The organism is uncultured Planktomarina sp., assembly GCA_943788425.1.
Taxonomy (GTDB): domain Bacteria; phylum Pseudomonadota; class Alphaproteobacteria; order Rhodobacterales; family Rhodobacteraceae; genus Planktomarina.
The window spans coordinates 1-24,371 of record CALSQF010000017.1 but is presented as its reverse complement, the minus strand read 5'-3'; the positions used below and the strand labels follow the sequence as shown (position 1 = coordinate 24,371).

At 50.4% G+C, this 24,371-nt stretch carries 24 protein-coding genes and 1 pseudogene; 12 read left to right on the top strand and 13 right to left on the bottom strand.

All coding sequences use genetic code 11. The features are described from left to right. Positions 1-1,445: aldehyde dehydrogenase family protein (locus tag ABLW18_RS12340; protein WP_347825085.1), on the top strand; the 1,445-nt coding region annotated here is incomplete at its 5' end. A 99-nt stretch (positions 1,446-1,544) separates the two neighbouring features. Here ABLW18_RS12340 and ABLW18_RS12335 read toward each other — a convergent pair. Continuing rightward, positions 1,545-2,108 carry a hypothetical protein gene (locus ABLW18_RS12335; RefSeq protein ID WP_347825084.1) on the bottom strand — a complete coding sequence of 188 codons (564 nt, stop codon included), beginning with the start codon at positions 2,106-2,108 and terminating at the stop codon, positions 1,545-1,547. After that, positions 2,092-2,382, bottom strand: coding sequence for a hypothetical protein (locus tag ABLW18_RS12330; RefSeq protein ID WP_347825083.1), 291 nt, complete (start codon positions 2,380-2,382; stop codon positions 2,092-2,094). The genes ABLW18_RS12335 and ABLW18_RS12330 overlap by 17 nt, the downstream gene beginning before the upstream one ends. A gap of 467 nt (positions 2,383-2,849) precedes the next feature. Between ABLW18_RS12330 and ABLW18_RS12325 the strand changes: the two genes are divergently transcribed. Continuing rightward, positions 2,850-4,067 carry an aminopeptidase P family protein gene (locus ABLW18_RS12325; RefSeq protein WP_347825082.1) on the top strand — a complete coding sequence of 406 codons (1,218 nt, stop codon included), beginning with the start codon at positions 2,850-2,852 and terminating at the stop codon, positions 4,065-4,067. Between the two features lie 203 nt (positions 4,068-4,270). Here ABLW18_RS12325 and ABLW18_RS12320 read toward each other — a convergent pair whose 3' ends face one another. The 4 genes from ABLW18_RS12320 to ABLW18_RS12305 form a co-directional block, all read right to left on the bottom strand. Then, positions 4,271-4,993 carry an alpha/beta hydrolase gene (locus ABLW18_RS12320; protein WP_347825081.1) on the bottom strand — a complete coding sequence of 241 codons (723 nt, stop codon included), beginning with the start codon at positions 4,991-4,993 and terminating at the stop codon, positions 4,271-4,273. Then, entirely contained in the window at positions 4,990-6,543 is a 1,554-nt protein-coding gene (locus ABLW18_RS12315; protein ID WP_347825080.1) for an ABC transporter permease subunit, read from the bottom strand. The genes ABLW18_RS12320 and ABLW18_RS12315 overlap by 4 nt, the downstream gene beginning before the upstream one ends. Next, positions 6,540-7,595 (bottom strand): betaine/proline/choline family ABC transporter ATP-binding protein, encoded by a 1,056-nt coding sequence (locus tag ABLW18_RS12310; RefSeq protein WP_347822683.1) that lies wholly within the window; start codon positions 7,593-7,595, stop codon positions 6,540-6,542. Before ABLW18_RS12310 ends, ABLW18_RS12315 begins: the two co-directional genes overlap by 4 nt. Positions 7,596-7,664: 69 nt before the next feature. Next, the gene (locus ABLW18_RS12305; protein WP_347825079.1) at positions 7,665-8,630 is read right to left on the bottom strand and encodes a glycine betaine ABC transporter substrate-binding protein; all 966 of its coding nucleotides are present in this window, start codon (positions 8,628-8,630) and stop codon (positions 7,665-7,667) included. A 196-nt stretch (positions 8,631-8,826) separates the two neighbouring features. On the opposite strand from ABLW18_RS12305, the gene ABLW18_RS12300 reads away from it, so the two are divergent. Beyond that, positions 8,827-9,756, top strand: a complete 930-nt coding sequence (locus tag ABLW18_RS12300; protein ID WP_347825078.1) for a LysR family transcriptional regulator — start codon at positions 8,827-8,829, stop codon at positions 9,754-9,756. A 6-nt stretch (positions 9,757-9,762) separates the two neighbouring features. Here the strand turns inward: ABLW18_RS12300 and ABLW18_RS12295 are convergent, their stop codons facing one another. Continuing rightward, a complete protein-coding gene (locus ABLW18_RS12295) occupies positions 9,763-10,776 on the bottom strand; it encodes a D-cysteine desulfhydrase (RefSeq protein WP_347825077.1) in 1,014 nt (337 codons plus the stop codon). Positions 10,777-10,976: 200 nt separating this feature from the next. On the opposite strand from ABLW18_RS12295, the gene ABLW18_RS12290 reads away from it, so the two are divergent. The 3 genes from ABLW18_RS12290 to ABLW18_RS12280 all read left to right on the top strand — a co-directional run bounded on the left by ABLW18_RS12290 (position 10,977) and on the right by ABLW18_RS12280 (position 14,408). Then, positions 10,977-11,342: a dihydrodipicolinate reductase gene (locus ABLW18_RS12290; protein ID WP_347825076.1), complete on the top strand. Its 366-nt coding sequence runs from the start codon at positions 10,977-10,979 to the stop codon at positions 11,340-11,342. Between the two features lie 218 nt (positions 11,343-11,560). Beyond that, complete coding sequence (locus ABLW18_RS12285; RefSeq protein ID WP_347825075.1) at positions 11,561-13,447, top strand: TIM barrel protein; 1,887 nt, start codon at positions 11,561-11,563, stop codon at positions 13,445-13,447. Between the two features lie 622 nt (positions 13,448-14,069). Beyond that, complete coding sequence (locus ABLW18_RS12280; RefSeq protein WP_347825074.1) at positions 14,070-14,408, top strand: DUF1127 domain-containing protein; 339 nt, start codon at positions 14,070-14,072, stop codon at positions 14,406-14,408. 38 nt (positions 14,409-14,446) lie between these two features. On the opposite strand, the gene ABLW18_RS12275 is transcribed toward ABLW18_RS12280, so the two are convergent. Further along, a complete protein-coding gene (locus ABLW18_RS12275; protein ID WP_347825073.1) occupies positions 14,447-14,716 on the bottom strand; it encodes a hypothetical protein in 270 nt (89 codons plus the stop codon). Positions 14,717-14,870: 154 nt separating this feature from the next. Between ABLW18_RS12275 and ABLW18_RS12270 the strand changes: the two genes are divergently transcribed. Beyond that, a complete protein-coding gene (locus tag ABLW18_RS12270; RefSeq protein ID WP_347825072.1) occupies positions 14,871-15,404 on the top strand; it encodes a CIA30 family protein in 534 nt (177 codons plus the stop codon). 1,147 nt (positions 15,405-16,551) lie between these two features. On the opposite strand, the gene ABLW18_RS12265 is transcribed toward ABLW18_RS12270, so the two are convergent. Next, entirely contained in the window at positions 16,552-16,929 is a 378-nt protein-coding gene (locus tag ABLW18_RS12265) for a cupin domain-containing protein (protein WP_347825071.1), read from the bottom strand. 267 nt (positions 16,930-17,196) lie between these two features. Beyond that, positions 17,197-17,355 carry a hypothetical protein gene (locus ABLW18_RS12260; protein ID WP_347825070.1) on the bottom strand — a complete coding sequence of 53 codons (159 nt, stop codon included), beginning with the start codon at positions 17,353-17,355 and terminating at the stop codon, positions 17,197-17,199. 693 nt (positions 17,356-18,048) lie between these two features. On the opposite strand from ABLW18_RS12260, the gene ABLW18_RS12255 reads away from it, so the two are divergent. Next, on the top strand, positions 18,049-18,336 hold the full coding sequence (locus ABLW18_RS12255) for a transposase (protein ID WP_347825069.1): 288 nt from the start codon (positions 18,049-18,051) through the stop codon (positions 18,334-18,336). 8 nt (positions 18,337-18,344) lie between these two features. Beyond that, positions 18,345-19,166 carry an IS3 family transposase gene (locus tag ABLW18_RS12250; protein ID WP_347825068.1) on the top strand — a complete coding sequence of 274 codons (822 nt, stop codon included), beginning with the start codon at positions 18,345-18,347 and terminating at the stop codon, positions 19,164-19,166. Between the two features lie 157 nt (positions 19,167-19,323). Here the strand turns inward: ABLW18_RS12250 and ABLW18_RS12245 are convergent, their stop codons facing one another. The 3 genes and pseudogenes from ABLW18_RS12245 to ABLW18_RS12235 all read right to left on the bottom strand — a co-directional run bounded on the left by ABLW18_RS12245 (position 19,324) and on the right by ABLW18_RS12235 (position 21,852). Then, positions 19,324-20,196 carry a hypothetical protein gene (locus ABLW18_RS12245; RefSeq protein WP_347825067.1) on the bottom strand — a complete coding sequence of 291 codons (873 nt, stop codon included), beginning with the start codon at positions 20,194-20,196 and terminating at the stop codon, positions 19,324-19,326. Then, entirely contained in the window at positions 20,187-20,834 is a 648-nt protein-coding gene (locus ABLW18_RS12240; RefSeq protein ID WP_347825066.1) for a DUF1007 family protein, read from the bottom strand. Before ABLW18_RS12240 ends, ABLW18_RS12245 begins: the two co-directional genes overlap by 10 nt. Before the next feature lie 51 nt (positions 20,835-20,885). Further along, positions 20,886-21,852, bottom strand: a pseudogene (locus tag ABLW18_RS12235) (zinc ABC transporter substrate-binding protein). Between the two features lie 56 nt (positions 21,853-21,908). Here ABLW18_RS12235 and ABLW18_RS12230 point away from each other — a divergent pair. The 3 genes from ABLW18_RS12230 to ABLW18_RS12220 are packed head-to-tail and all read left to right on the top strand — an operon-like array spanning position 21,909 to position 23,964. Beyond that, entirely contained in the window at positions 21,909-22,424 is a 516-nt protein-coding gene (locus tag ABLW18_RS12230; RefSeq protein ID WP_347825065.1) for a transcriptional repressor, read from the top strand. Further along, on the top strand, positions 22,421-23,170 hold the full coding sequence (locus ABLW18_RS12225; protein WP_347825064.1) for a metal ABC transporter ATP-binding protein: 750 nt from the start codon (positions 22,421-22,423) through the stop codon (positions 23,168-23,170). The genes ABLW18_RS12230 and ABLW18_RS12225 overlap by 4 nt, the downstream gene beginning before the upstream one ends. Then, positions 23,170-23,964 carry a metal ABC transporter permease gene (locus ABLW18_RS12220; protein ID WP_347825063.1) on the top strand — a complete coding sequence of 265 codons (795 nt, stop codon included), beginning with the start codon at positions 23,170-23,172 and terminating at the stop codon, positions 23,962-23,964. Before ABLW18_RS12225 ends, ABLW18_RS12220 begins: the two co-directional genes overlap by 1 nt. Positions 23,965-24,371 lie beyond the last annotated feature (407 nt).

Below are 24,371 nucleotides of genomic sequence, written 5' to 3'. Positions count from 1 at the left end.
ATTCAGATGGAATTTTCACCTGCATTAGCCCTTGGAATTTTCCTTTGGCCATTTTCACTGGGCAAATCGCCGCCGCTTTGGCCATGGGCAATGGGGTCTTGGCCAAACCGGCCGAAGCCACGAGTTTGATTGCCGTGCAAGCGACCGCACTTTTGCATCAAGCAGGCGTGCCAAAAACCTGCCTACAGCTGCTTCCCGGAGAAGGCGCTGTTGTGGGCCCTGTTCTGTGTAGTGCGCCCAATGTTTCTGGTGTTTGCTTCACAGGCTCAACCGCCACGGCGCAGGAGATTAATCGAGTTATGGCGGAAAATCTACCACCGCAGGCGCCCTTGATTGCCGAAACTGGCGGGTTGAACGCAATGATCGTCGACAGTACGGCGCTTCTCGAGCAAGCGGTTCAGGATGTGGTCGACAGCGCCTTTCAATCAGCCGGTCAACGCTGCTCCGCACTGCGGATGCTTTATGTGCAAAGTGATATCGCAGATGCGTTTGAGCGCATGCTATGCGGCGCGATGCAAGCACTCGTGGTTGGACCCCCAGAGGCCGCAAACTGCGATGTCGGGCCGTTGATCGATGCGGCGGCACAGAGGCGCATTGCTGCGCATATCGCTAGCCACAAGATATTGTTTCAAACCTCAGCCCCAGAAAAAGGGTATTTCGTTGCTCCGACAATCTTATCCGTAAGCGGAATGTCTGATCTGCACGAGGAGATCTTCGGACCCGTACTGCATTTGGCCCGTTACGACGCCAGCAATTTAGATCGGGTTATCGATGAAATCAACGCCAGCGGCTATGGATTAACTTTCGGGTTTCACAGCCGCATTGATGATCGAGTGCAAAAGGTCGTGAGCCGTGTCAACGTCGGCAATCTTTACATAAACCGCAATCAAATTGGCGCTGTCGTTGGTTCCCAGCCCTTCGGTGGCCACGGGTTGAGCGGCACCGGACCAAAAGCCGGCGGGCCGCGTTATGTGCAGCGCTTCGCGGCGCAAAGCCTTTTGACGGCCGAGGATCCGTTCCCCCCTGAGATGAGTTTGTCAGAACTCGAGCAAGCCTTTGCCCGCCAGGCCCCCGCGCAGCGCCAGACCACCGAGGATTTACCTGGTCCCACAGGCGAGTCGAACCGTTACCACTTGCGACCCAAGTCACGGGTTCTATGCATGGGCCCCGGGGCTGAAACCCGAGCACAAAGCGCCCGCGACATGGGCTGTTGTGCCATTGCCGCAGAGGTTACGCTGTCTGATGTAACAAGGATCCCTGATTTGCAAGCGGTGGTCTATGCAGGCCCGCAGGCGCAGGCCCTGCGCCAAGCATTGAGCGCGCGTCGCGGTGCGATTACTCCCTTGCTGATGGATGAGACATTCAAAACCTGGCTGGTATGCGAGCAATCCATTTGCATCAATACAACCGCCGCAGGAGGAAACCCCGACCTCTTAGCAAGTTGATCCGGTCAACCCGGCATCAAACTGACAGATGAGGATAGCACACCCCAAACCTATCAGGTCGGGATTGTGCGTGTTATCTTTAACACGCCAAGAAATCTGTTAAATGAATTTTGATAGCTTACGATTGAGCCTCATAAGAGCAATCATAAGAAACAGTAAAACTACCTGCCCGGCCATGTCACCGGAAGAATATCCGATTATCAAAATCCAGTTAAATGCACTGTCGTAAAGCATGGAATGCGCAACACCGTTGAGCACCGATGCAATCGCCGCTATCACCAAACATTCTTTCCATGAAAAATCGAAGGCGCCTTTGTTCTGCGAACCGCTATATGTTTTGACCATTCTTACGGCGACATAGACCACGCTCAAAGAGGCCACAGGGCTCAAAATCGTTAGGTCGATAGAATTTCCGTAAACGCTGGTTGCCCACATGAGGTAGCTGGACGGTAGCAAATATATGAGGCCGCGCCATCCCAAAAAATAGACCGCCAAGACCCGGATGCCATGGGGTAAGAAAACCACACTAAAAACAATCGGCAAATGCGGCGCAAATATTTTTTGAAGGGGCAAAACAAGCCCAGAGGTAATTGTATATGAACAGATATACCCAACACTCACCACAACGAAAGTGAGCCAATCGAGCTTAAGTTTCCGCAACACTATAAAGTCCGCGCTTTTTCTCCGGATTTCTCAGTAATAATTCCTTTTGCTCAAGCTGCTTCAATGCCCGAAAAAAGGTGGGTCGGGCCATCTTAGCGCTCAAGGGATGAGACAACAGTTGATGTGTGTGGAATTGCCCATCTGCATCAGATTGCTCATGGGCCGCCATGAGCACTAATTTTTCAGGTTGCGACAGATCGCTCAATCCCAAATCGATTTCCATCTCAAAAATCAACTTGGCCAAGCGCGACAGCTGCTTCATTGCATCGCTCATTACTTAAGCCTCACGTTAACACAGAACCTAAATAGCAATTTGGCACTAACCTGGCAATCATTGTATGATCTAGCGGCTGGAATATTAGAAACATTAATTTGAAGATAACAATTCTGTTAATTATAAATGCAGTAGGTCTTAAAATGCAATAGGTCTTAAATTTTTCTGCCTGATAATGCGGACCTCATTTGCTATCACTTCAGCGCGAATTTACCACCTCCGGCGTTGCCCAGGGCCTTGTCTTGATCCGTTACATCTGCCAATCTTTCTACCCCTTGGCCTCCCCCAAGTTTCCCATCACAAGGTCGCAATTCTCGTAACAATGGGTCGCAAATGTGATGGAAAAATTCGGGAAACGCAATCATGATCGCTTGGCATTCAGCGATGGCGTCGCTGGCGGGTGGCATATTCCACTTGCGCAAAATGGATCCTGAACGCCGGGATTTATTTTTCAATGAGGTGTCGACATGACCCAAATTAAGCGCCCAAATTTTCACCGATTTTACAATGGATCCAAAGCGGCTCTGCCCTTTTGCGATGCGGAATATGAAGCCCGCCTCGCCGGGCTGCGCAGCATCCTGCGCGACAAAGGTGTCAACGCGGCTGTATTTACATCTATGCACAATATCGCCTACTACTCTGGCTTTCTATACTGTGCCTTTGGCCGTCCCTATGGGCTGGTTGTCACCGCAACGGACTGCGTCACCATTTCCGCCGGCATCGACGCGGGTCAGCCATGGCGCCGCAGCTTTGGCGACAACATTACCTATACTGATTGGCAGCGCGATAACTACTGGCGCGCAATTGCTTTCGTCACGGGTCAAGGGGGTGTGATCGGCTATGAGGGTGATCACTTGTCCGTAACCCAGGCCGCAGCGCTCACCAGCTTTTTGGCCCCGAAAGCTCAAGTCGACCTGGCGCAGGCGACGATGCAACAGCGCATAATGAAATCTCCAGCCGAAATCGCACTGATACGCGCCGGTGCTGCCACAGCAGATATCGGCGGTTACGCGATCAAAGATGCTGTCCGTGCCGGTGCGCGCGAAATTGACGTGGCCATGGCTGGCCGGGACGCGATGGAGGCGCATATCGCGCAGGAATTTCCAGATGCTGAATATCGAGACACTTGGGTCTGGTTCCAATCTGGCATCAACACTGACGGGGCGCATAACCCCGTAACAAGCCGTGTCTTGCAGCCTGGTGATATTCTGAGCCTCAATACCTTTCCCATGATTTCAGGATATTACACAGCCCTAGAGCGTACAATGTTTGTGGAGACCGTTGATTCGGCATCTCAATCCTATTGGGATGCCAATGTCGCCGCTCACGAACTTGGCATCAGCTTGCTAAAGCCTGGGGCCAGCTGCGCGGAGGTCACAGCCGGTGTGAATGCTTTCTTTGAAGACCGCGATTTGCTGCAATATCGTTCATTCGGTTATGGGCATTCCTTTGGCGTTCTAAGCCATTACTACGGCCGGGAGGCTGGGCTCGAGCTGCGCGAGGACATAGATACGATCCTCGAGCCGGGCATGGTCATTTCCATGGAACCCATGATCACAATTCCAGATGGGCAAGCTGGAGCGGGCGGATATCGTGAACACGATATTTTGATCATTACCGAAGATGGCAATGAAAATATCACGAAATATCCCTACGGCCCCGCCTTCAATGTGGTGGGAGGATAAACCCATCCAGATCTGCGCGGGTCCAAAACCCTGACATTTAAGTTCATGGAGGAACACAGGTCCGACTACTCGGCAGATGACCTGTGCCATGCTGTCGGTCGTGGCCCGCGCAGATTGCACGCTTGGCGCATTATTGGCGCATTATGACCGCTGCATAATCCAGCCGCCAAGACACAATATTTGCAAGGCACCGTAGGTCGAGCCTAAGCTTGCCCCACAAAATCATTTAAGATTGCGTTGAAGATATCAGGGCTTTCAAGATGCGGGACATGGGCACAGTTTGGAAGAACCGCAAGGCTGGTATTCGGTATGGCCTGCCACAGCTTTTGAACCTGCGGCCAGGGATAGGTGCGATCACAGTCGCCCCAGATGACCAGCGTCTGCGCTGTGATGTCATTGAGCCGCGCCTCTCCGTCCCAGCGCTCCATTGCGTCCAAACCTGCGAGTAAGGTCGGTTTTGCCGCCATTTGCGCAATTGCCGCACAGGCCTCAAAGCCAAGGGCTTGCTCGCATTTTAAAAACCAGGTCGCTGCAATCCGCCGCGCTGTGTGGAGCACCCCATCGGTCCTAACACGCGCCTTAGAGGTTTCAATCGTTTCAAAACGCCCGGGCAAAACCCCTTGGACTCCCGTCCCATATAGGACCAATCGCTCGACCCTATCTGGTGCCAAGGTCGCCATTTCTTGCGCGATCATGCCGCCCATGGAATGCCCCAGCAGGTGAAACCGCGCCACATTCTGCCGCGTCAATTCATCCAAGGCCCAACGGGCAAAATCCACAATGTCATGACAGGCTGTCATATGCGAATTCTTCCCATATCCGGGCAAATCCAACGCAATCACCGGAACGTCGGGCAGGCCCGCGACTTGCCCATCCCATTGCGCACTCCCCCCCATAAACCCATGAACGAAAACCAAAGGGATCATTTGCGGCCACCTTGCACAATACGATCCAAAATCATGGCACAGAATAGAATGGAGAAGCCTGCGAGGATACCTTGCCCCACATTGGCATATTGCAAGGCTTCCAGGACGTCCTCCCCAAGACCTTTGGCACCAATAAGCGAAGCGACCACCACCATGGCGAGCGACAGCATGATGGTTTGGTTGATCCCTGCCCGAATGGAGGGGCTCGCCAATGGCAAATCCACCTTGGTGAGCAAGAACCACTTATTGGCCCCGAAACTAATTGCAGCCTCTCTGACACTCTCTGGAACGCCACGCAGACCCAAGACCGTCAGACGCACCACCGGCGTGCCACCAAAAATCATGGTGGTGACCACGGCCGCGGGCTTTCCGGTCCCAAAAAAAGCAATGACCGGGATCATAAAGACAAAGGCCGGCATAGTTTGCATGAAATCCATAATCGGCTGAATGAAAGAATAAAACCGCGGGCGCCGAGCTGCGAACATTCCCAGAGGGATGCCAATCAAGATTGACAAACATGCCGCAGTGCCGAGCAGCGCTAAGGTCGTCATTGCTTTTTCCCAAAATCCAAGCAGGCCCATATAAGATAAGAACGCACCGGAATAAATCGCCATACGCACCCCAGCCGTGAGCCAAGTCAGAAGAATGATTAAAGCGGCAATCACGATCCAAGGCGTGCTGACAAAAACCAGCTCTAACGTATCGAGCACCACACGAATAAAATAGGTGATAGCATCAAAGAGCGCGTCTCCATTGAGCACGGCCCAATTAAAAAATGCCTCAACGCTATCAATACTGATAAGTCTGATATCTGGATCGGTTGGAAAACTTCCCAAAACGGAAAAACTCCCTGGAAAGCTGTAATGTACCATCGCGGTGGCCACGAGCGTGACCATGAAAACGGCGCTAAAAATCATGTGACTTACGGGCATCCCCGAACGAATTTCACCGTCAGAAAGCCACTCCGAAAAACGGCCCTCCAACGCCCAATTGGCGACAATAGATTGGACGAACTTAACTGCGATCAGAAGTGTCAGACCTGCCAAAGCAATCATGGGCCCTTCGGCGGCCATGGCTGCCGCCTCACCGCGTATGCCGCCAATATTGGCCTCAAGAGACTCAACAGTTCTGCGATAGACATCAACTTTGTCCGAACCGCTTTCGAGCGCTGCTGCCAATTGTTTGCGTCGCAATTCCAACGTGCCCTCGATCGACGCAATCCGCTGCATGGCATCATTGGCCAGATCACCAAACAATCCGCGGGCAATTTGTACAAAACCGACCGCTTCTAGAATGAGAAAGGGTAAGGCCCAGCTCCAAAGCCCGCGCGCACCGAACCAGATCGGACCGAATAAACCCGCCATAAAATTGAAAGTTGCGGTGAATTTGGCTGAGGCACCAATCTTATCGAAATTGCGAATATAATAGTCAGAATTGGTGCGCACAAAACTGCGGATATTCTCATATCTTTGCTCTTGGTAAGCAATCGCAGCCTCTGAATCAATGTCTTCGAGAGGGTTCACACCCAAATCTACATCACTGTTGCTCATGATATTTCAGTTCCCTCAATCACAGTTCGCAGAAGATCCGCACGGGTAATAAGGCCAATATCTTTCTGGTCAGAACTCACGATAATCGGTTGATCCGTTTCAATTGCAATGTTCATAATGGCACTTAACGTTTCTTTTGCCGGCACCCTGACCAAATCGCTCGGCAGCGGTCCCTGCGCGGCAGTATAGGCCTCAATTGACTGCATGACCGCATCCGCATGCACGACCTTAAGTCGGGAAATACCCGCTACAAAATCGGCCACATAGTCATCGGCAGGCTGCATCACAATTTGTTCTGCGGTTCCAACCTGCACCAGTTTTCCATCCCGCATAATTGCAATGCGATCCCCTATTCGCACCGCTTCATCGAGGTCATGGGTGATGAATATTGTGGTTTTCTTGAGTATTTTACTCAGCCGAATAAATTCGTCTTGCAACTGCCGGCGGATCAAAGGGTCGAGGGCCGAAAACGGCTCATCCATCAACAGCACATCCGGGTTGGCGGCGAGCGCGCGGGCCAATCCGACCCGTTGCTGCATCCCTCCTGACAGCTCGTGGGCGAATTTTGATCCCCAAGCACCAAGCTCCACAATATCCAAAATCGCCGCGGCCTGGCGCATACGCTCATTTTTCGCCACGTTGCGGATTTCCAAAGGCATGGCAACATTGTCCAAAACCGAACGATGCGGCATCAAAGCGAAATTTTGAAAAACCATGCCAATCTTTTGATTGCGGAACGTTTGCAGCTCACGTTGCCCCAAAGCCATGACATCAACACCTTCAACCATAATCTGGCCGGCGGTGGGTTCCAACAGACGGTTGAAATGGCGAACCAGGGTTGATTTCCCACTGCCAGACAAGCCCATGATGCAAAAGATCTCTCCGCGTGAGACAGATAGGCTGACATCGGCCACGCCCACAACGGCGTTGAATTCGCTTAAAATTTCCGCCTTGCTTAATCCACCATCGCGCACGGCGCGCAAAGCCTCCGGCGCGCGGCTCCCAAAAATCTTCCACACGTTGGAAATTTCGACAACGGGTTGGGACGTCATAGTATTTCTCTTTTTCTTGAAATTTGGATAGGCTGGTCCGACCGTGCCGAACCAGCCACTCTTTGGTCGTTACAGACCCAGCATCGCATCAACGCGATCTGAGTTGGCAGCAATCCAAGCCTGTGCCGCTGCAGCTGGAGACACGCCGTTTGCACTGATTTCAAATGCCAAACCCGACACATCATCCGCTGTGAGCGAGAAATTGGCGAAGAATTCCGCAATAGCCGGAGACCGATCAGCCAAGGAATTTGACCAAGCAATCTGCACGTTTTTCAACGCATCTTTGGTGGCGACATAAGATTTTTCGTACCAATCAGCATCATCAGACGGCTGCACCATTTTGTAGCTGGCCGGATCATAAGTCGGCTCACTCAGCATTTCGACATCAAACATGAACCACACCGCGTGAGGTTTATAGCAATAAAATGCATAGCCCTCGCCCTTGGCGATACTGTCTTTGATACGGGCGGTCTTCACGCTTTCTTCGGCCCGGATCGGCTCAATGAAATCCAGCAAACCGTAGTCGCGTGTTTTCACTTCATTGACATTGGCAGAGGCCCAGCCTGGCGCGCCAATCCACATTTCGCCCTTGCCGTTGCCATCGCTGTCCATCATTGCAGCAACGTCAGGACGGCCAAGATCTGCGATATCGGTGATGTTATTGGCCTTGGCAAAATCCTGCGAAACGCAAAACCCTTGGTTGCCTTCATAGGGGTTGGAAGAAAGAGTCACGGTGCCCGCGCCATCCACATATTTTTTGGTAAAGCTTTCTTGGTTTGGCAACCACACATCCGGATGCACATCAATATCGCCCTTACCTTGATCCATGGCTTGGAAAATTGTGGCGTTATTGCCCGGCACATATTCTACCGAGCCACCGATGCGCGAGGTTACGATTTCGCCGAGCAAATGGCCAATGGCCTGCGCACCCGTCCAGGACGGTAGGCCGATTTTCACCTCTTCCGCCGCCATCGCCGGCAAGGATAGAAGGCCCACGGCCCCAGCAAGGCACAGTGTCTTACATTTTATTAGCATGTCAGTCTCCTTTGTTGGACTGCACCGAATTGGCGCCAGTCATGTTCTTTTTGTTATATGCAGCGCACCCCAGCCATATCATGATGAATTCACAGGGCTGGAGCCCGCGAAGCTTATGTGCCTTCACTCTAACGGGAGACGTTTTCGAATATCAAATTCGAACATTTCATCAAACTATTCGCAAAATGCATATTTAATGCTAAAGAATAACCCTGGGGATCACATATGGGGTGTGGAAGCTATGGACCTGAATTGGCTAAGAGATTTTGAGTGTTTGGCGCGCACCCTAAATTTTACCAGAGCATCTAACGAGCGGAACATTACCCAATCTGCCTTCAGCCGGCGGATCAAAGCGCTGGAAAACTGGGTTGGGCTACCCTTGGTCAACCGCGCCACCTACCCAATTCAACTGACAGAGGCCGGGCAGAATTTTCTGCCCACAGCCAAGGCAGCCATTGCGCAGTTAACTGAAAGCCGTCAATCCATCCGTGATGCGGACAGAGGCGATACGCGCTTCGTGCGAATTTCCGCTCTGCATACGATATCTATCAATTACCTCGCCCACCAAATCGAACGTATCCAAAAGGAAATACCGGAGTTACGAACACGGGTGATCTCGGATTCCCTAAGCACTTGTTGCGAGCTTTTGCTCGAAGGGGCGGTGGATATCATGTTGGTCTATTACCATCAGTATGTATCGCCAAAAATTGATGACACAGGCTTTGAGCGCAAAGATCTCTTGTCAGATAAATTGATTCCGGTTGCCGCCCGTGATGCGGCCCAGCAGCAAGGCTGGCACCTGTCCAATCGCGATGGCGCGCCGATCCCCCATCTGGCCTATGAGCAATCGTCTTTTTTGGGTCAAGTTATTGAAAATTCAATTTCTATTGAGGCTTTGAATATCGAAACCATCTATATTGATGGGCTGGTCGAAACCATCCGCCGGCGCCTTTTACAGGGCAGCGGCTTTGCCTGGATGCCACAAACCGCCGTTGAAACTGAGTTGCAAAATGGCAGTCTGGTCGCCATTGGCGACCAGAGCTTGAATATCTCTGTGACCATTTCCGCCCTAGCCAATCCCACATATTTTGACGATAGCGCCCGTAAGATGTGGTCTTTGCTCTAGCCGCTTTTATACGGTGACCCAATTGTTGGAGAAATCGAAGGCAAAATCATAGCCCCCCAAGGCCGCCGCACCACCGGTGTGCAAAAATACGATACGCTCGCCCTCGAAAGCCCCTTTGCGCGCCAGATCAATCAGGCCCGCAGCTCCCTTGGCAGAATAACAAGGATCGAGCAGAATGCCTTCCAGTTCCGCAAACATTTTGATCGCCTCAAGACCGCTTTGTGTCGGCAGGCCATAGCCCTCTCCAACATAATCGGTATTTGCCATGACATCGCTGCGTTGGACCACGCCAGGACAGCCCAGCTTATCGGCCGTGCGGCAGGCCAAATCGAACACCATGGTTTCTTGTTTTTCGCGTGGCGCGCGTGTGCCGATGCCCAAAACTGGTAGCTGCGCGTTCATCGCGCAAAGACCTGTGACGAGCCCCGCCTGCGTGCCCGAAGACCCGGTTGCATGCACCAGGCGATCAAATTTAAGGTTGCGATCATTGGCCTGCCCCAGCAGCTCAAAAGCGGCATTCACATATCCCAAAGCACCCGTCGGATTTGAGCCGCCGCCGGGAATGACATAGACTTTATGACCTTCGGCACGCTTGGCCTCAGCCGCGCGTTCCATTTCGTCTGGCATATTGTGACCGGCTGGGAACTTCTGCGTTGTCGCGCCATGCAAATGGTCGAGCATAACATTGCCATTGGTGTTGTAATTGCCATCTTGGTAACCGGTACGATCTTCTAAAAGAATATGGCATTTCAGCCCAAGTTTCGCCGCAAATGCAGCGGTTTGGCGCCCATGATTGGTCTGGGTCGCCCCTTGGGTCATCACCATATCCGCGCCCTGCTCCAGCGCCTCCGCCATCAAAAATTCCAGCTTGCGCGTCTTATTTCCACCGGTCGACATGCCTGTGCAATCATCCCGTTTGATCCAAATCTCAACGCCCAATTCTTTTGACAAACGCTCCATTGGTTCCAAAGGCGTCGCGAGATGCGCAAGAAATACTCTTGGGAAACGGGCAAGATGCATGAAAAACTCCTCTGTTTGATTGCCACGAGACGTAGAGCCTATCGGCCGCATTATCCAATGCAAAAATTGCATCAAGGCATGTCAAACTTGCAATATCGTCGCGCCACATCTGGGATGCGCCCGAGCCCTTTCAGCACGAAAGTGATCTAATGAAGCGGCCTGTGCGTAATGATTGCAAATCATTTGAGAGTGTTGCATCTATGAAAGAAATGATCACCGCCATTTGCTTGAGCCTCTTGGCCACCAGCGCCATGGCGCTAGAAACCCTGACCCAAAGGCCCGAGTTTGTGAATGCCGTGGCCGGTCATATCCTTGAGATTCCCCTGTTGCGCATCCAGCTGAGAGTTGCGGATACCGGCGAAATTGCAGGCAAAGGCTTCGGTCGTGACGTCACTGGAACCTGGGAGTGGGCAGATGGGTTTTTCTGCCGCAGCATGACGTGGGGAGAGCGCGAGCTGGAGTATAATTGTCAGCAGGTTGCGACCGATGGATCATCACTGATTTTCATCAGCGACAAGGGCACAGGCCGCAGTGCCAAATTCGCTCTTCGGCCCGCAACGCAGTAAGCCTTGAGCCGCAAACAGCGCGATCTATGCACCGAGATTGGATATCAAACGAGAGTGTTATTGAGGCTCCCATCAGCGGTATTTGACACCATCGGTATGCCCCCATATCCTTTCAGTCAGTTTCGCCATTGGACGTCTGGGCTTCAAAGCCAAGAACATCGTCACAGGACTGGTAGATTGCAACGTAGCCCGAACATCGGCATCCGTGGGGATTGGACATGAAAACCTCTATTGCAACCGTTTCTATCTCTGGCAACTTCGAAGAAAAGCTCGAAGCAATCGCAGCCGCCGGTTTCCACGGGCTGGAAATTTTTGAACAAGACTTGATCGCCCATGACGCCAACCCGCGCGAAGTGGGGGAGATGATCCGAGCGATGGGACTTGAAATCACCATTTTTCAACCCTTTCGTGATTTTGAGGGGCTGCCAGGTCATCTGCGCGCAAAGGCCTTCGATCGAGCCGAGCACAAGTTTGACCTGATCCAAGAATTGGGAACGGATCTCATGTTGATTTGCTCCTCCTGTCACCCAGAGGCGATTGGCGGCATAGATCGCGCCGCGGCAGATTTTCACGAGCTCGGAGACCGCGCGAAAAAGCGGGGGCTTCGCGTTGGCTATGAGGCGCTGGCCTGGGGCCATTATGTCAACGATCACCGGGACGCTTGGGAGGTCGTTCGGCGCGCTGACCATGACAATATCGGGCTTATTCTAGACAGCTTTCACACTTTGGTGCGCAAGATTGATCCCGACACAATCCGCCGTATTCCCGGCAATAAAATTTTCTTTGTCCATTTTGCTGATGCACCAGCCGTTGAAATGGACATGCTTTATAGATCGCGTCACTTTCGCAATATGCCCGGCGAAGGTGACCTTGATATGATCGGGTTCACGCGCGCGGTGATGGCGACTGGATATTCGGGTCCAATTTCGCTGGAGATATTTAACGATCAATTCAGGGCCGGCCAACCCAAAACCATTGCAAAAGACGGCTATCGCTCTCTTTTGGCGCTGATGGATGACGTCAACCGCGCGGAGCCAGCGCTGGCGTTAAATGTACCGGATGCGCCAGCTCGAATTCAGGCAAAGGGCCTATCCTTCATTGAGTTTGCCAGCAATGCGGATGAGGCGGAGTCCCTTGATGCGCTACTTGCAAGCCTCGGGTTCACACATTCTGCCGATCATGAGACTTTGGACCTCGCCCTATGGGCGCAAGGTGATATCCGCATCTTGGTAAACCGCGAAACCAAAGGCTACGCCAGCAGCGCATTTACACTCCATGGCACCAATGTCTGCGATATAGGCATTGCGGTGGAAGATGCGCAGGCAGCCGCAGCGCGCGCAAAATTCTTGGGTGCGGACCTGTTTCAGCAGGCGATTGATCCCAAGCAACTAAAAATTCCTGCAATCCACAGCCAAAGTAGCGGGATTTTGCATTATGTTGACGATAAGAACGGGCTGTCGGATGTGTGGGACGTCGAGTTTACCGCGCGAGCCAAGCCCGCGCCCGGAGCAGGTCTGACCGGTGTCGATCATATTGGCCATACGATGAATTATGAGGATATGCTCAGCTGGTCTCTTTTTTTCACCACACTTTTTGATATGAAAAAATCGGCGATGGTTGACGTGGTGGATCCCGAAGGGCTGGTGAGATCACAGGCGCTCGAATCATCCGACGGTAAGCTACGCATCACCCTGAATGGGGCTGAAACGCATAAAACGATGGCCGGTAGTTTCTTAGCGGAAAGTTCCAACGCCTCGGTTCAGCACATTGCCTTTGCGACAGATGATATCTTTGCGTCAGCCCAAAGGTTGGAGGCCTCTGGCTTTGCCCTCTTGCCTATTGCGAACAATTATTACGCCGACCTGACCGCACGTTTCGATATTGATGACGCGATGTTGGAGCGCCTGCGGAGGCAAAATATTCTTTATGATGAGGATGCGCGGGGGACATTCTTCCAACTCTACTCGCGCCCCTTTGCCGACGGTATGTTTTTTGAAATCGTACAACGCACAGGGGGTTATGAAGGATATGGTGGCCCCAATGCCCCATTTCGGATCGCCGCACAAAAGCGCCTGATGCGGCCAAAAGGAATGCCTAAGATATAGGCCTGCGGGCCAGACCTGGGCATTTGAATGAGGCATATGCCCAGCCCTTGAAGGCTGAAATTTCTCCAGTTGTGCGCAGTCTGCGACTGAGCGGGCCATGGAAAAGATCTCTGCGGCACGCCATGTCAACAAAGACATGCGGGCAAAGTGGTGTGGCTTGGTGGCTAGATTATGCAAAGGTCTTTGACATTCAACGCCCCGCGCCTAATAGCCTTGCTGATTTGGCATAAAACTTCTGTGGCTTACGGCAGGATTATGGTGAGGGCTGCCAATCTGGGTCACCTTTGATTTTGTGTCCTGGCCAGGTGACAAGCCATGAAGTTTAAGCTGCTCTTGTTGGTAATTCCAGATCAAGCTTCAGTCTGCATAAGCGCAATGAGCAATTCACGCCGCAAAACACCCCTGACTGAGCTGAGATCACTTAGTCGCATTATTAGACGAATAATTTCTTGCTTGCATAAGATTTAAGCGCGAAGACATGCGCCTGAAGCATATCGGAAATGCAATCTTGTTTCTTGTTGCGCTGCAGCATTTTGCGCTAAAAGGGACGTATCTTAAATTTCCTCCCGAAATTGTAGTGATTACTGGCGGTGTCCTTTGACACCGCCTTTTTTTGCGACGCATGGCGCGAAAAGCAGTGCCAGACATGCATCAATCGCATAGCGGGAATGCAGCTCTGTATGATGAAATTTATAGTAAAAAGCGCTATACTATATTGAGCAAACGAAAAGGATTAAAAATGTTTAAACATCTATTACGAACAATGATAGCGGCCCGTCAGGCCTCTGCAGCAATGCAAGCACTGCAATACATGAGTGATCGCCAGTTAGAAGATATTGGCTTCACCCGCGAGACTTTTGTCGAGAAAATCAAAGCAGATGTATTCGCCGAGCTGGATGCTGCACAAGCAGAAAAAATTCAGGCCGTACCGGTCAACCCAAATTTAGTAGGCGCTGTGTAAGCAGCGTTTACCTAAGTCACATATCGGCACTCTGGGTTTTAACTAAAATCCAACATCAACTCGCCTGCAGTGGTTGCAGTGGCTTTTGTATCGGTCATGTCCATCGCGGCTGCTCGTAAACCATCAATAGCAGCCTGTGCGGTCGCCGCATCTGGCCACACAATCATGGTTCGCGCAGTGTTCGCGCCGGTTGCAGTGGCTTTAAAGCTAAGTGCGCCCGCAGACTGCACCTTTGGCCACATTGCGGTGCCGGTCGACACCATCGCATCCATATCCGCAAATTCCCAATCTGTAAAAGTAGCAAACATTCTAGTTTTCCTTTTGAATTAGTTCATGCCGGTATATAGATACAAGTGAAAACAGAGCGCCGCTTAAGATCACTTTACTGAACAGCTCGCCAAGTAAGTCTTGATCCATCAGCAACTCACAATATGCCAGTAATATGAGAAATAGGAGAAAACTATGAAGACGATTGCAGCATCTCTGTCTATTCTCTTTCTGACCCTCTTAAATAGTGGTGCAATGGCGAATAATCTCATCAAAACAGGGCAATGGGTTTATTTAGCAGATAGGGTGATGGGTGGAATTTCCGACGGGATTGCACAGTTTGAAGATCAAGGAATAGACCAGGTCATACGGCTAAGCGGTGAAGTTTCTACAGCTAATAACGGTGGTTTCATTCAAGTTCGCTCACCGGTGCTGTGGGAGGCGGCGAAGGGCAAGACAGGGATAAGACTGACGGTTAAAGGTAACGGCGATCAGTATTTTTTGCACATCCGGAGTACCGACACTCGCTTGCCTTGGCACTATTATCAGCACAGTTTTCAAGCAAGTGGCACATGGAGTGAGATAAGTTTGCCGTTTGAGGCTTTTGAAAAGTCGTCGTCGCTTTTGAGAGCGACACTCGACCAAAGCGAGATTAAAACTATCGGTATTGTCGCTTACGGTAAAGATTATTCTGCTGATGTATCGGTGAAGCGCCTGGAGTTTTATTGATTGGACAACGTTTTAAATCCAGCCAACGCGCACCAGCAGCGATGCCCCAGATGTCAGGCACCACTGAATACTGTTGTTGTGCATGGCCATGAACAATGCGTGATCTGTAAGTCTAATATCTTTGAGTGCTGCTCCGGGGATACCTGTGAAACCGATCATAATTTAGCCGTTGGGTATAAAAGAGGGTGATGATGTACGTATCAGTTACCGGCCTTAAAACTCACAGCCTATACGCCTCTATGAAGTTTTGGTTCCTAACAATCCCTGCACTTAGGGCAGCCCAAAGGGCAGATGGTATATTGCTCTGTGAGAACAAGAGCCGGAACGGCTGTCACCATACGCTTACTGTTTGGAAATCAAGGGCACATATGCTGGAATACGTCAGATCGCCAAAACATGTGAAAGCAATAAGATCTTTTTCATCAATAGCTGTTGGCGGATTGCTAAGTTACGAAAGTAACATCATTCCCAGTTGGGAAGAGGCACTGCTGAAGTGGGACTAAGAAGCACGAAACGGTTGAACCACGCATCACGGGCTAATACTTGAGTAAAGCTACGCTACCGCGCATGTATGAGCGATTCTATATGACCCTCAAATGGACCCTTAAATAGAACCCCATGAACTCTTGTGAGATTTATTTATAATCGATCGACTTTACGCAGATGATTTGTTGCATGCCGCGGCCAGTAGCAACAAAATGCGGGTTGTAAATATCCTATCTAAAAGCGCAGCTTTGTTGCTTTTTTTTGTCGATCACGGGTCTCGCTATGACTCAAATCTCATCAATTCGCCGGATGTTTCGCTGGTCAGTTAAGGTGTCACATCCAATTTACCTGGCCCACTTAGTGTTCGTTATCAGCCTTGGTGAAACTTTAATGTTTTTTGGTTTTACCTCAGGTATTTGGGGCCCGTTGGTCATCTACTGCGCAATCATCTCATGGGCACCGTTTGATTGGGTCTTCAATGGGCGCAAATTTTCCAGGTGTCAGTCGACTGGCAAAGTGCGTTTAGACCAAGGCGCCACGTCAAAGTGCCAGATGCCGTCACTGCGGCGTGAAAAATAACACCACGCATCAGATCAAACATCGGCTCTCAGGTTTTATCGTCGGCAATCCAAAGATGTGCCATGTAGTTTGGTGACATGGCTCAGGGGTTAGCAGTACTCCAAGCCCCAAAGTTTTTTGCAGATACAGTAACTTCATAGCCGATAAATTCGATATCGCCATTCACCCAGCCATCGTGACCCGGAGCGAAGGTGTATGCGTCACCCGCATGTACTGTTATTTCGGATCCGTCATCGTGTGCAACGGTCATTGAGCCTTGAATTACGACGCCAACATGAGCTGCCTGACAGCTATGACCACCCACCAAAGGTTTGACGCATTCTGACCACTTCCAGCCTGGTTGCAGCACCAATTTGGTGGCCGTCGCGACACCTAAATCAACCGATGCTGAATGAGTTTTGTCAGGCTCTTTCAAAACATCGGGATTGGTGAATGACTTACTTGCTAAGGATTTCGACATTACGTTTCTCCGAACTTTTTGTTGACATGATTAATGTGCGGCAGCTCATAGCGAAAATCTATATCAAATTAGGGAGTGGTTTTGTCTCAAACGCCACAACTTATAAGATGCGTCAGGAAGCCAGTTGTCACAATTGCATTTCCGAAGGTAAGATACTGTCACGAAAGTTTATACAGGCAATTATGATGTTGCGATGGATAGGGTTGGGGTCGTGGTTAGTTTAGCTACGACTTGACATGCAATGTTGCTCTAACGTCAAAAAAACGACTACTGCATCCGTTGATGACGGGTGGGTAAATAGCTGTTGTGTTCGCTCAAAAACTCAATCTCAGCGTTTTTATCCAAATAGTTTTTCATTTGTCTTGCATTTGTGAATTGCATTTCGAATGCACTACCATTGCTTGTGTTAAACAAAATTACTTTCATTTTACGTCTCCTCTAAGCATCAATATAGAGCCCAATGCAAAAAAAGAAAACGAATACAATTGAATACAATTGAATGTGAGTATTTTCATGCAATTAGACACAGCCTATCGCCGCAGGAAGCGGCGGCACAACAGCCCATTAAGTCTCCCAGCCCACTAAACCTGTTTTCTTATTTAACAACCAATGGGGTTACGGAGAATGTTACCCAAACGCAATTCGGATGCGGATGCTTGAAAGCCATTGCGCGAGATTAATGTGCAGTTGCAGGAAGGATTGGATTTTAGGAGTGCTTGTCGCAAGGCAGGTATCGCATTCATTCAATGACACCCGACGCATTCAAATCACATCCGGGCAATATATTTTGTTCGCAACAAGCTGCACAGCGGGTGCAGTTATAAGATTTTGACTGTCTTGAATGAACACACCCGCCGGGCACTTTGCCCCGAAATGCGTCGCAAAATGAATTCAGATGATGTTTTGGGGGCCATAGATTGCCTGCTGATGAAGTGTAGTAAAACTAACTTTATCCACTCCAGCAATGATGGGTAGTTCGCAGCCCCGCACCTTCTAGATTGGCATGAAAAGCCCGGCGTCAAACCGATCCAGATCGACCTTGGGAAAACGGCTGCCCTGACCTTCCGCCCTAAATTAGAGCCACGAATTTTGTTAAAACTCTCTTAAGGAGGAATTGGAATGGCACGAAAGAGATACAATGAAGAAGACATTCTGAGATTACTGCGTGAGATTGAGGTTCATCTTCATGGAGGTATAGATGTTGTGAGTGCCTGCCGCACTGCGGGTATTTCTGACAAGACCTATTATGGGTGGCGTAAGCGGTATGGCGGCATGGGGCGTGCGAAATTAACTGAGTTCAAGGCATTGGAAAAAGAGAACCAGCGGCTCAAGAAGATTTTGGCAGAGCTTGAGCTGGATAAGCTGATCCTTAAAGAAAGCCTTGATTATCTAAAGCCCCGGGCCTGAGCGCAGAGTTGAAGCGCCAAACCGTTATTCATGTTCGTCAAAAGCTAAGCACATCTGAACGGCGTACATGTAACGTGTTAGGCGTTGCACGCTCGACAATGACGTATCAGAGCAAAGACCGGGATGAAGATGCGCTCAGGCATGACATAATCAGACTTGCAAAGATGTATGGGCGGTATGGGTACCGTAAGATAGCACAATTGCTCCGGATCTCAGGTTGGAAGGTAAATCACAAGAAAGTCGAGCGAATTTGGCGTGAAGAGGGGTTGCAGCTGCCAGAGCGCCATAAACGCAAGCGTCGGCTTTATCATAAAGATAGCTCCATCATCCGTATGCGTCCCAATGGGCCTAACCATGTGTGGGCCGTCGATTTCGTACATGACAAGTTGAGTAATAACCGTCCTTATAAAATGCTGACCGTGGTGGATGAATATACCCGCCAGGCACTCGCTGTTCATGTGGCGCATAAAATGAGCGCTGCTGATGTCCTGGAGGCGCTGTATCCGCTCCTTATCACACATGGGAGGCCACACTATATACGTTCTGACAACGGGCCTGAGTTCACAGCTGAAGTGTTTCAAAAGTGGCTTACCAAGGTAGGTATAAAACCAATTCGTATTTACCCCGGTTCGCCATGGGAAAACGGATATAATGAGAGATTTAATGGAACGCTTAGGCGAGAGATTTTAGATGCAGAGTGGTTTGTGACGACAAAACAAGCCCAAACGGCCATCAATGCATGGCTAAAGCAGTACAATCACATCCGCCCTCACCAAGCCCTAAACATGAGACCGCCAGTTCCAGAAACTCTATTGAAAAATGGTACATAAATTGGGGGCTGGACACTCTCACCAAGAAATCCTGTCAGTAGGGTAATAGGTAAGCGAGTGTCGTTTGCATCTAATTTATTTCCCATTTTACTCATGCTTTTTCATATTAATGCATTATCATACAACAACTATTTAATAGTAAAACTCTGTGGTCCAACTAGGGCAACAGCATACTAACGCTGATTGCTATGATCATGAATCCTACGGTCAGATGCAGCGCTGCAGAGATGGCTTGCATACCTTTGTGATCGCGAGCACCGAAACCGATCAACCGCCGCGCGGCAACGCCGGAGGTCGCTACCATCTGGTTAAAAACTGCGGTTCCAAGGCCCATCGCGACCACTGCTAGACACCCGACCACGAAAGCATCAAAACGGGCTGCAATCACCAGGACAAATAACGCTCCGGTACACGGTCTTACCGCGATGCTAGCGATCAATGCGACGGCGTCGCGTGTTGAAGTGAGTGTTGCCACATCATTGAAGCTTGGGCCATGCGAGTGACCACAACAGCCGTGTGTGTCCTGCTTGACATGGCTGATTTGATACCAACAGCGTGCGCCACGAAATATTAACACAGCTCCAATTGCGGCAATGGCTACGTAACTCGCAGGTGCAAGCCAGGTCTCCGTAAGGTCAGTCAAATCAGCAGACCCTATTTGCAGAATAAAGTAGAGACCACCGACCAAAAAGATTGCTGTCACGGCCTGTGCTAAACTGGATAAAAAAGTCAGGATACTCAACCGTTTCAGGGTTGCGCCACTGGCAAGGGACGCTCCGCCAATCAGGACTTTCCCATGCCCGGGTCCCAGAGCGTGGAAGAAGCCATACGCGGCCGTTGCACTGCACAATGTCCAGACACCCTGTGGATTGCCTGCTTGAATACCCCTAAGCGCACCAGCCATCACGTTCTGAAACGTGCGTTGTCCACCAACCGCCCATCGTTGAATTTCAAACCATGGCACAATATCCCAGACTGCGGCAGCGATAGCCAAGATAAAGAGAACGGTCACACCAAACCTTAACCACATGTTAACTGCACCTCATCGGAGAAGAGTCGACCAGCATTTTCTATTTCCAGCCTGTCTTCACGCCCCAGTGCGGCCAGCTTGTCTTGTATGACGCTTTCTGCTGCCGTTGGCTCAAAAAGTACAATTTGCGCTTCACAATCTTCAGGCAGCTCAGGCGAAGCTTTCGCAGATACAATCGTGTAGGCGAAATAAAAAAACGGGTCATAGAGGCGCAAAAATATGGGCGTGCTATCAACTCTGACCGGTTGCGACAATGGCAGATCAAATGAGACCTCAATTTGATTGGCATTCAGCATCACAGCAGCGGCTTTAGGGCGTCCCAGCGGATAGTCCTGTCCTAAAACTTCAAGGTAGATGTCACCCTTATAACCTTTAGGCCAGTTAGTTTCACCTTCTAGAATTTTAACGCGATCAGCATCATTCAATTGACCGTCTTGATCCTGGTCCAATTCTAAAGTTTCAAACAAAACGAGCGTTGTAAACTCATCATAACGCCACGAAATTTTGATCGTTTCCAACTGCTGATCGCTTCCAAAAATAAAGCCAGTGCGCGCATCAACGAAAACATGTGGATGTGCCTTGGTGACGCCACCAAGGCACATCGCAGACAGCGTTATGACCCAAAACTTATGTAACACTAAGAACTTGCACTTCAATTTTCAGCCCTGACGCTTATTAACTAGATGCTCTTACATGCAACTTGCAAGAGTGGTTGACAAGTTTCGGATCAGTTCAGGGTATAGAGATGAACCCGGTTCCAGATCAGATCCAAGCGGATCAAGAATCCCCGTCTGAGTATTTGTACCGTCGAGAACAGTTGCAATCAGATCAGGGTTGAACTGCGGTTCGGCAAGAACGCAATCTATTCCTTGCTGGGCAATTCGGTCTCGGATTTCTGTGATACGCGCGGGACTTGGATCAGAGGCATCGCTGACTGAAATAGCACCAGATGCAGGAAAGTTAAAATCCATTTCAAAATACTGATACGCGTCATGGAACACTATGAAGCTACCCCCACGGACACCGTCAAGAGTTGCTGTGACTTCACCAATCAACAAGTCAATCTCTGTACGACCTGCCGCGGCGTTTGCAAAATAAGCACCTGCGTTGTCAGGGTCTACAGCAGAAAGCTGACCTGCGATTACGTTCAGCCAAGTCATTGCATTTTTTGGTGACAACCATGCGTGTGGATCATGGTCACCATGATCGTGCTGTATCATGTCCAGCCGTTCCATCGTGATCGTCATGGTCATCATGGTCATCATGGTCATCGTGGTCGTCATGATCATGGACTTCGAATAACGCACTTTCTCTGAAATCTAATTGAACCGTTCCATCTAGGTCTAATAAAGAAGTGACAGAGGCGTCTTTAGCTAACGTTTCAATCGTATCCGTCAGCCACGGGGTCAAGTCGGGTCCAATCCAAAATACAAGATCAGAGTTTTGTAATGCGGCAGCCTCAGACGGACGTAAACTATACTCATGTGGGCTTGCACCAGGCTGAATAATTAAATCAGGCGTGCCTACACCATCCATAACCCGCGCGACCAAGGAATGCACAGGAGCAATATCCACTGCGACCTGCGGCGTATCTGCGTATGCAGTACCCCCCATCAAAGTGGCAGTAAGGGAAAGAGTGAAAAGTTTTCTCGACATCAAGGCCTCCATGTGATTTTATAACATAATAATCCCCTTAGACGAAATGTAATAACATGACAAGCGAGACAAGAAATTTGAATGCGGCAAAATATCCATTGGGATTTGCGCAGCACGATCATAGCACATGTATGAGTGATGCGCTTGCTGCAGCTGACGCGCGTTGCGCAGAGGACGGTCTTCGTTTTACTCCTGTGAGACGCAAGGTGCTAGAGATCTTACTTCAAGATCATTGCGCCTTGGGCGCTTACACTATTTTGGACAGGCTACGCGAAGATGGATTTGGGTCGCAACCTCCAATAGCGTATCGAGCCTTGGATTTTCTTGTAACAAATGGTTTAGCCCATAAAATCGAACGCTTAAATGCCTTCATAGCATGTGCCAATACTAACCATTCTCATACACCAGCATTTATGATCTGTCGGTTGTGCGATGCTGTTGCCGAAGAGTTATCTTCCTCAGCACGAAGTGCATTGCGCGAGGTGGCACGCGCCACCGGCTTTAAGATTGAGCGAACTATCATTGAGGCTGAAGGTATCTGCCCATCATGTATAAATAAGACCGATTCATGAGCCTTATTCAGGTTGAGGGACTTAACGTTCGATACGGCTCAAGGATGGCACTATCAGATGTGTCGTTGCGTATCGAGCCTAATGAAATTGTAACAATTGTTGGGCCAAACGGATCAGGTAAAACTAGTTTGCTCAGGGCGATCATAGGTGCGATCAAACCGTCAGAAGGCCATATCGTTCAGGCTAGCAGCCTCACGATCGGGTATGTCCCACAAAGGCTCCACATTGATGATACCTTACCGATCACAGTTTCACGATTCTTGAAACTACCAGGAGGTGTTGCAGTTGCAGATATTGATTATGCACTGAAACAAGCAGGTGTGCCAGAATTGAAGAAAGAGCAACTTTCACAGCTTTCTGGCGGTCAATTTCAAAGGGTCTTGCTTGCCCGGGCGTTAATAGGAAAACCTGATTTGTTGCTTTTAGATGAAGCGACACAGGGGCTTGATCAACGCGGTTCTGCGTCTTTTTACCAGCAGATCGAAACTGTGCGAAAGGCCACTGGCTGCGCAGTCCTTATGATCAGCCATGAATTACATGTTGTGATGAGTGCATCTGACCGTGTTATCTGCCTTAATGGTCATGTTTGCTGTGAAGGAGCACCGGCAGCAGTAGCATCAGCACCAGAATATAGGGCTTTGTTCGGTACGGGAACCGGAGGCGCGCTGGCACTTTACCGCCATGAACACGACCATGGCCACGATCATGGCGATCATCGTCATAATCACAACCAGGGCGCAGAGTAATGTTCGATGATTTTATGGTGCGTGCCGCGCTTGCAGGAATTGGTGTGGCTTTTGCCTCAGCACCTTTAGGCTGCTTTGTAGTCTGGCGTCGCATGGCCTATTTTGGAGATGCCACTGCGCATGCAGCAATTCTTGGTGTTGCACTGTCGTTGGCGTTCTCGCTGTCAGTGTTCGTGGGGACGGTAGTTGTAGCCTTGCTAATGGCGCTTGTTGTCAGCGTGTTGTCTGGGAAAGGCTATGCTATGGACACTTTGCTGGGGGTCCTTGCGCATTCTGCACTCGCATTTGGACTTGTGGCGGTGTCCTTTCTCTCCGGCATACGGATTGACCTAATGGCCTATCTCTTTGGTGATATTCTTGCCGTCTCACGCGGGGACCTTTCGGTCATCTGGGGGGGAGCATCACTTGTTGTCGCACTGATCGGCTGGCGCTGGTCAACCCTGCTAACCTCGACGTTAAACGAGGATCTGGCTTACGCGAGCGGAATCAACCCAAAACGCGAGCAACTGGTGCTAACGATTGCACTGGCAATTACGGTTGCGGTTGCAATCAAAGTGGTCGGTGTCCTGCTTATTGCTGCCATGTTGATTATTCCAGCAGCCGCAGCACGTCCTTTGTCCCGGACACCTGAAGGCATGGCCATCGCGGCCGGTTTGATCGGAATGCTGTCCGCTATTATCGGTCTACGCGCGGCCTATGTACTTGATACGCCTGCGGGCCCTTCCATTGTGTGCGTCGCTGCTATTACATTTCTTGCAACCAGCGTTCTAAAGAGTCTTAGACACCAGAGGTAAGGAAGCCACTCAGCAAGAGCAGCGGCACGGTCTAGCTTGAAATTATTGCCTGCCTAGCGATGTAGGCCCCCACAAAACCACCTGGATGAATCTACGCCCCAAACTCTAAAGTCCTGATCTTCAGGACGCTGTGCCCAAGATCCTAGGTCCGGGGTCCTACGTCCTGCGGCTCAGCTGTAGAAATTAGGAACAGTAACCCCTGCTGTCGGTCCACGGTCCGCGGCTCGAGCAAAACCATCCAACACCGATTGGGCACAGGTAACGCTGAAGGCGGAAACGTGGGTGGGTGCTATACTATCCGTGGACCTTGGCTCTTGATCCGCGGGCCTAAGCAAGATGAACCAGGAACCCCGGGCCAGGTTTCATGTACCTGAATGGGGAGTGTTTTGTAATACGGCGAAGCTACG

Bases quoted from the DNA above. Each gene is read 5' to 3' on its own strand.
- ABLW18_RS12220 (WP_347825063.1), top strand. From the start codon at position 23,170: ATGTTCGATGATTTTATGGTGCGTGCCGCGCTTGCAGGAATTGGTGTG.
- ABLW18_RS12255 (WP_347825069.1), top strand. From the start codon at position 18,049: ATGGCACGAAAGAGATACAATGAAGAAGACATTCTGAGATTACTGCGT.
- ABLW18_RS12310 (WP_347822683.1), bottom strand. From the start codon at position 7,595: ATGACGTCCCAACCCGTTGTCGAAATTTCCAACGTGTGGAAGATTTTT.
- ABLW18_RS12230 (WP_347825065.1), top strand. From the start codon at position 21,909: ATGACAAGCGAGACAAGAAATTTGAATGCGGCAAAATATCCATTGGGA.
- ABLW18_RS12325 (WP_347825082.1), top strand. From the start codon at position 2,850: ATGACCCAAATTAAGCGCCCAAATTTTCACCGATTTTACAATGGATCC.
- ABLW18_RS12260 (WP_347825070.1), bottom strand. From the start codon at position 17,355: ATGAAAGTAATTTTGTTTAACACAAGCAATGGTAGTGCATTCGAAATG.
- ABLW18_RS12245 (WP_347825067.1), bottom strand. From the start codon at position 20,196: ATGTGGTTAAGGTTTGGTGTGACCGTTCTCTTTATCTTGGCTATCGCT.
- ABLW18_RS12275 (WP_347825073.1), bottom strand. From the start codon at position 14,716: ATGTTTGCTACTTTTACAGATTGGGAATTTGCGGATATGGATGCGATG.
- ABLW18_RS12315 (WP_347825080.1), bottom strand. From the start codon at position 6,543: ATGAGCAACAGTGATGTAGATTTGGGTGTGAACCCTCTCGAAGACATT.
- ABLW18_RS12225 (WP_347825064.1), top strand. From the start codon at position 22,421: ATGAGCCTTATTCAGGTTGAGGGACTTAACGTTCGATACGGCTCAAGG.
- ABLW18_RS12320 (WP_347825081.1), bottom strand. From the start codon at position 4,993: ATGATCCCTTTGGTTTTCGTTCATGGGTTTATGGGGGGGAGTGCGCAA.
- ABLW18_RS12290 (WP_347825076.1), top strand. From the start codon at position 10,977: ATGAAAGAAATGATCACCGCCATTTGCTTGAGCCTCTTGGCCACCAGC.
- ABLW18_RS12305 (WP_347825079.1), bottom strand. From the start codon at position 8,630: ATGCTAATAAAATGTAAGACACTGTGCCTTGCTGGGGCCGTGGGCCTT.
- ABLW18_RS12285 (WP_347825075.1), top strand. From the start codon at position 11,561: ATGAAAACCTCTATTGCAACCGTTTCTATCTCTGGCAACTTCGAAGAA.
- ABLW18_RS12280 (WP_347825074.1), top strand. From the start codon at position 14,070: ATGGCGCGAAAAGCAGTGCCAGACATGCATCAATCGCATAGCGGGAAT.
- ABLW18_RS12300 (WP_347825078.1), top strand. From the start codon at position 8,827: ATGCTAAAGAATAACCCTGGGGATCACATATGGGGTGTGGAAGCTATG.
- ABLW18_RS12295 (WP_347825077.1), bottom strand. From the start codon at position 10,776: ATGCATCTTGCCCGTTTCCCAAGAGTATTTCTTGCGCATCTCGCGACG.
- ABLW18_RS12270 (WP_347825072.1), top strand. From the start codon at position 14,871: ATGAAGACGATTGCAGCATCTCTGTCTATTCTCTTTCTGACCCTCTTA.
- ABLW18_RS12265 (WP_347825071.1), bottom strand. From the start codon at position 16,929: ATGTCGAAATCCTTAGCAAGTAAGTCATTCACCAATCCCGATGTTTTG.
- ABLW18_RS12330 (WP_347825083.1), bottom strand. From the start codon at position 2,382: ATGAGCGATGCAATGAAGCAGCTGTCGCGCTTGGCCAAGTTGATTTTT.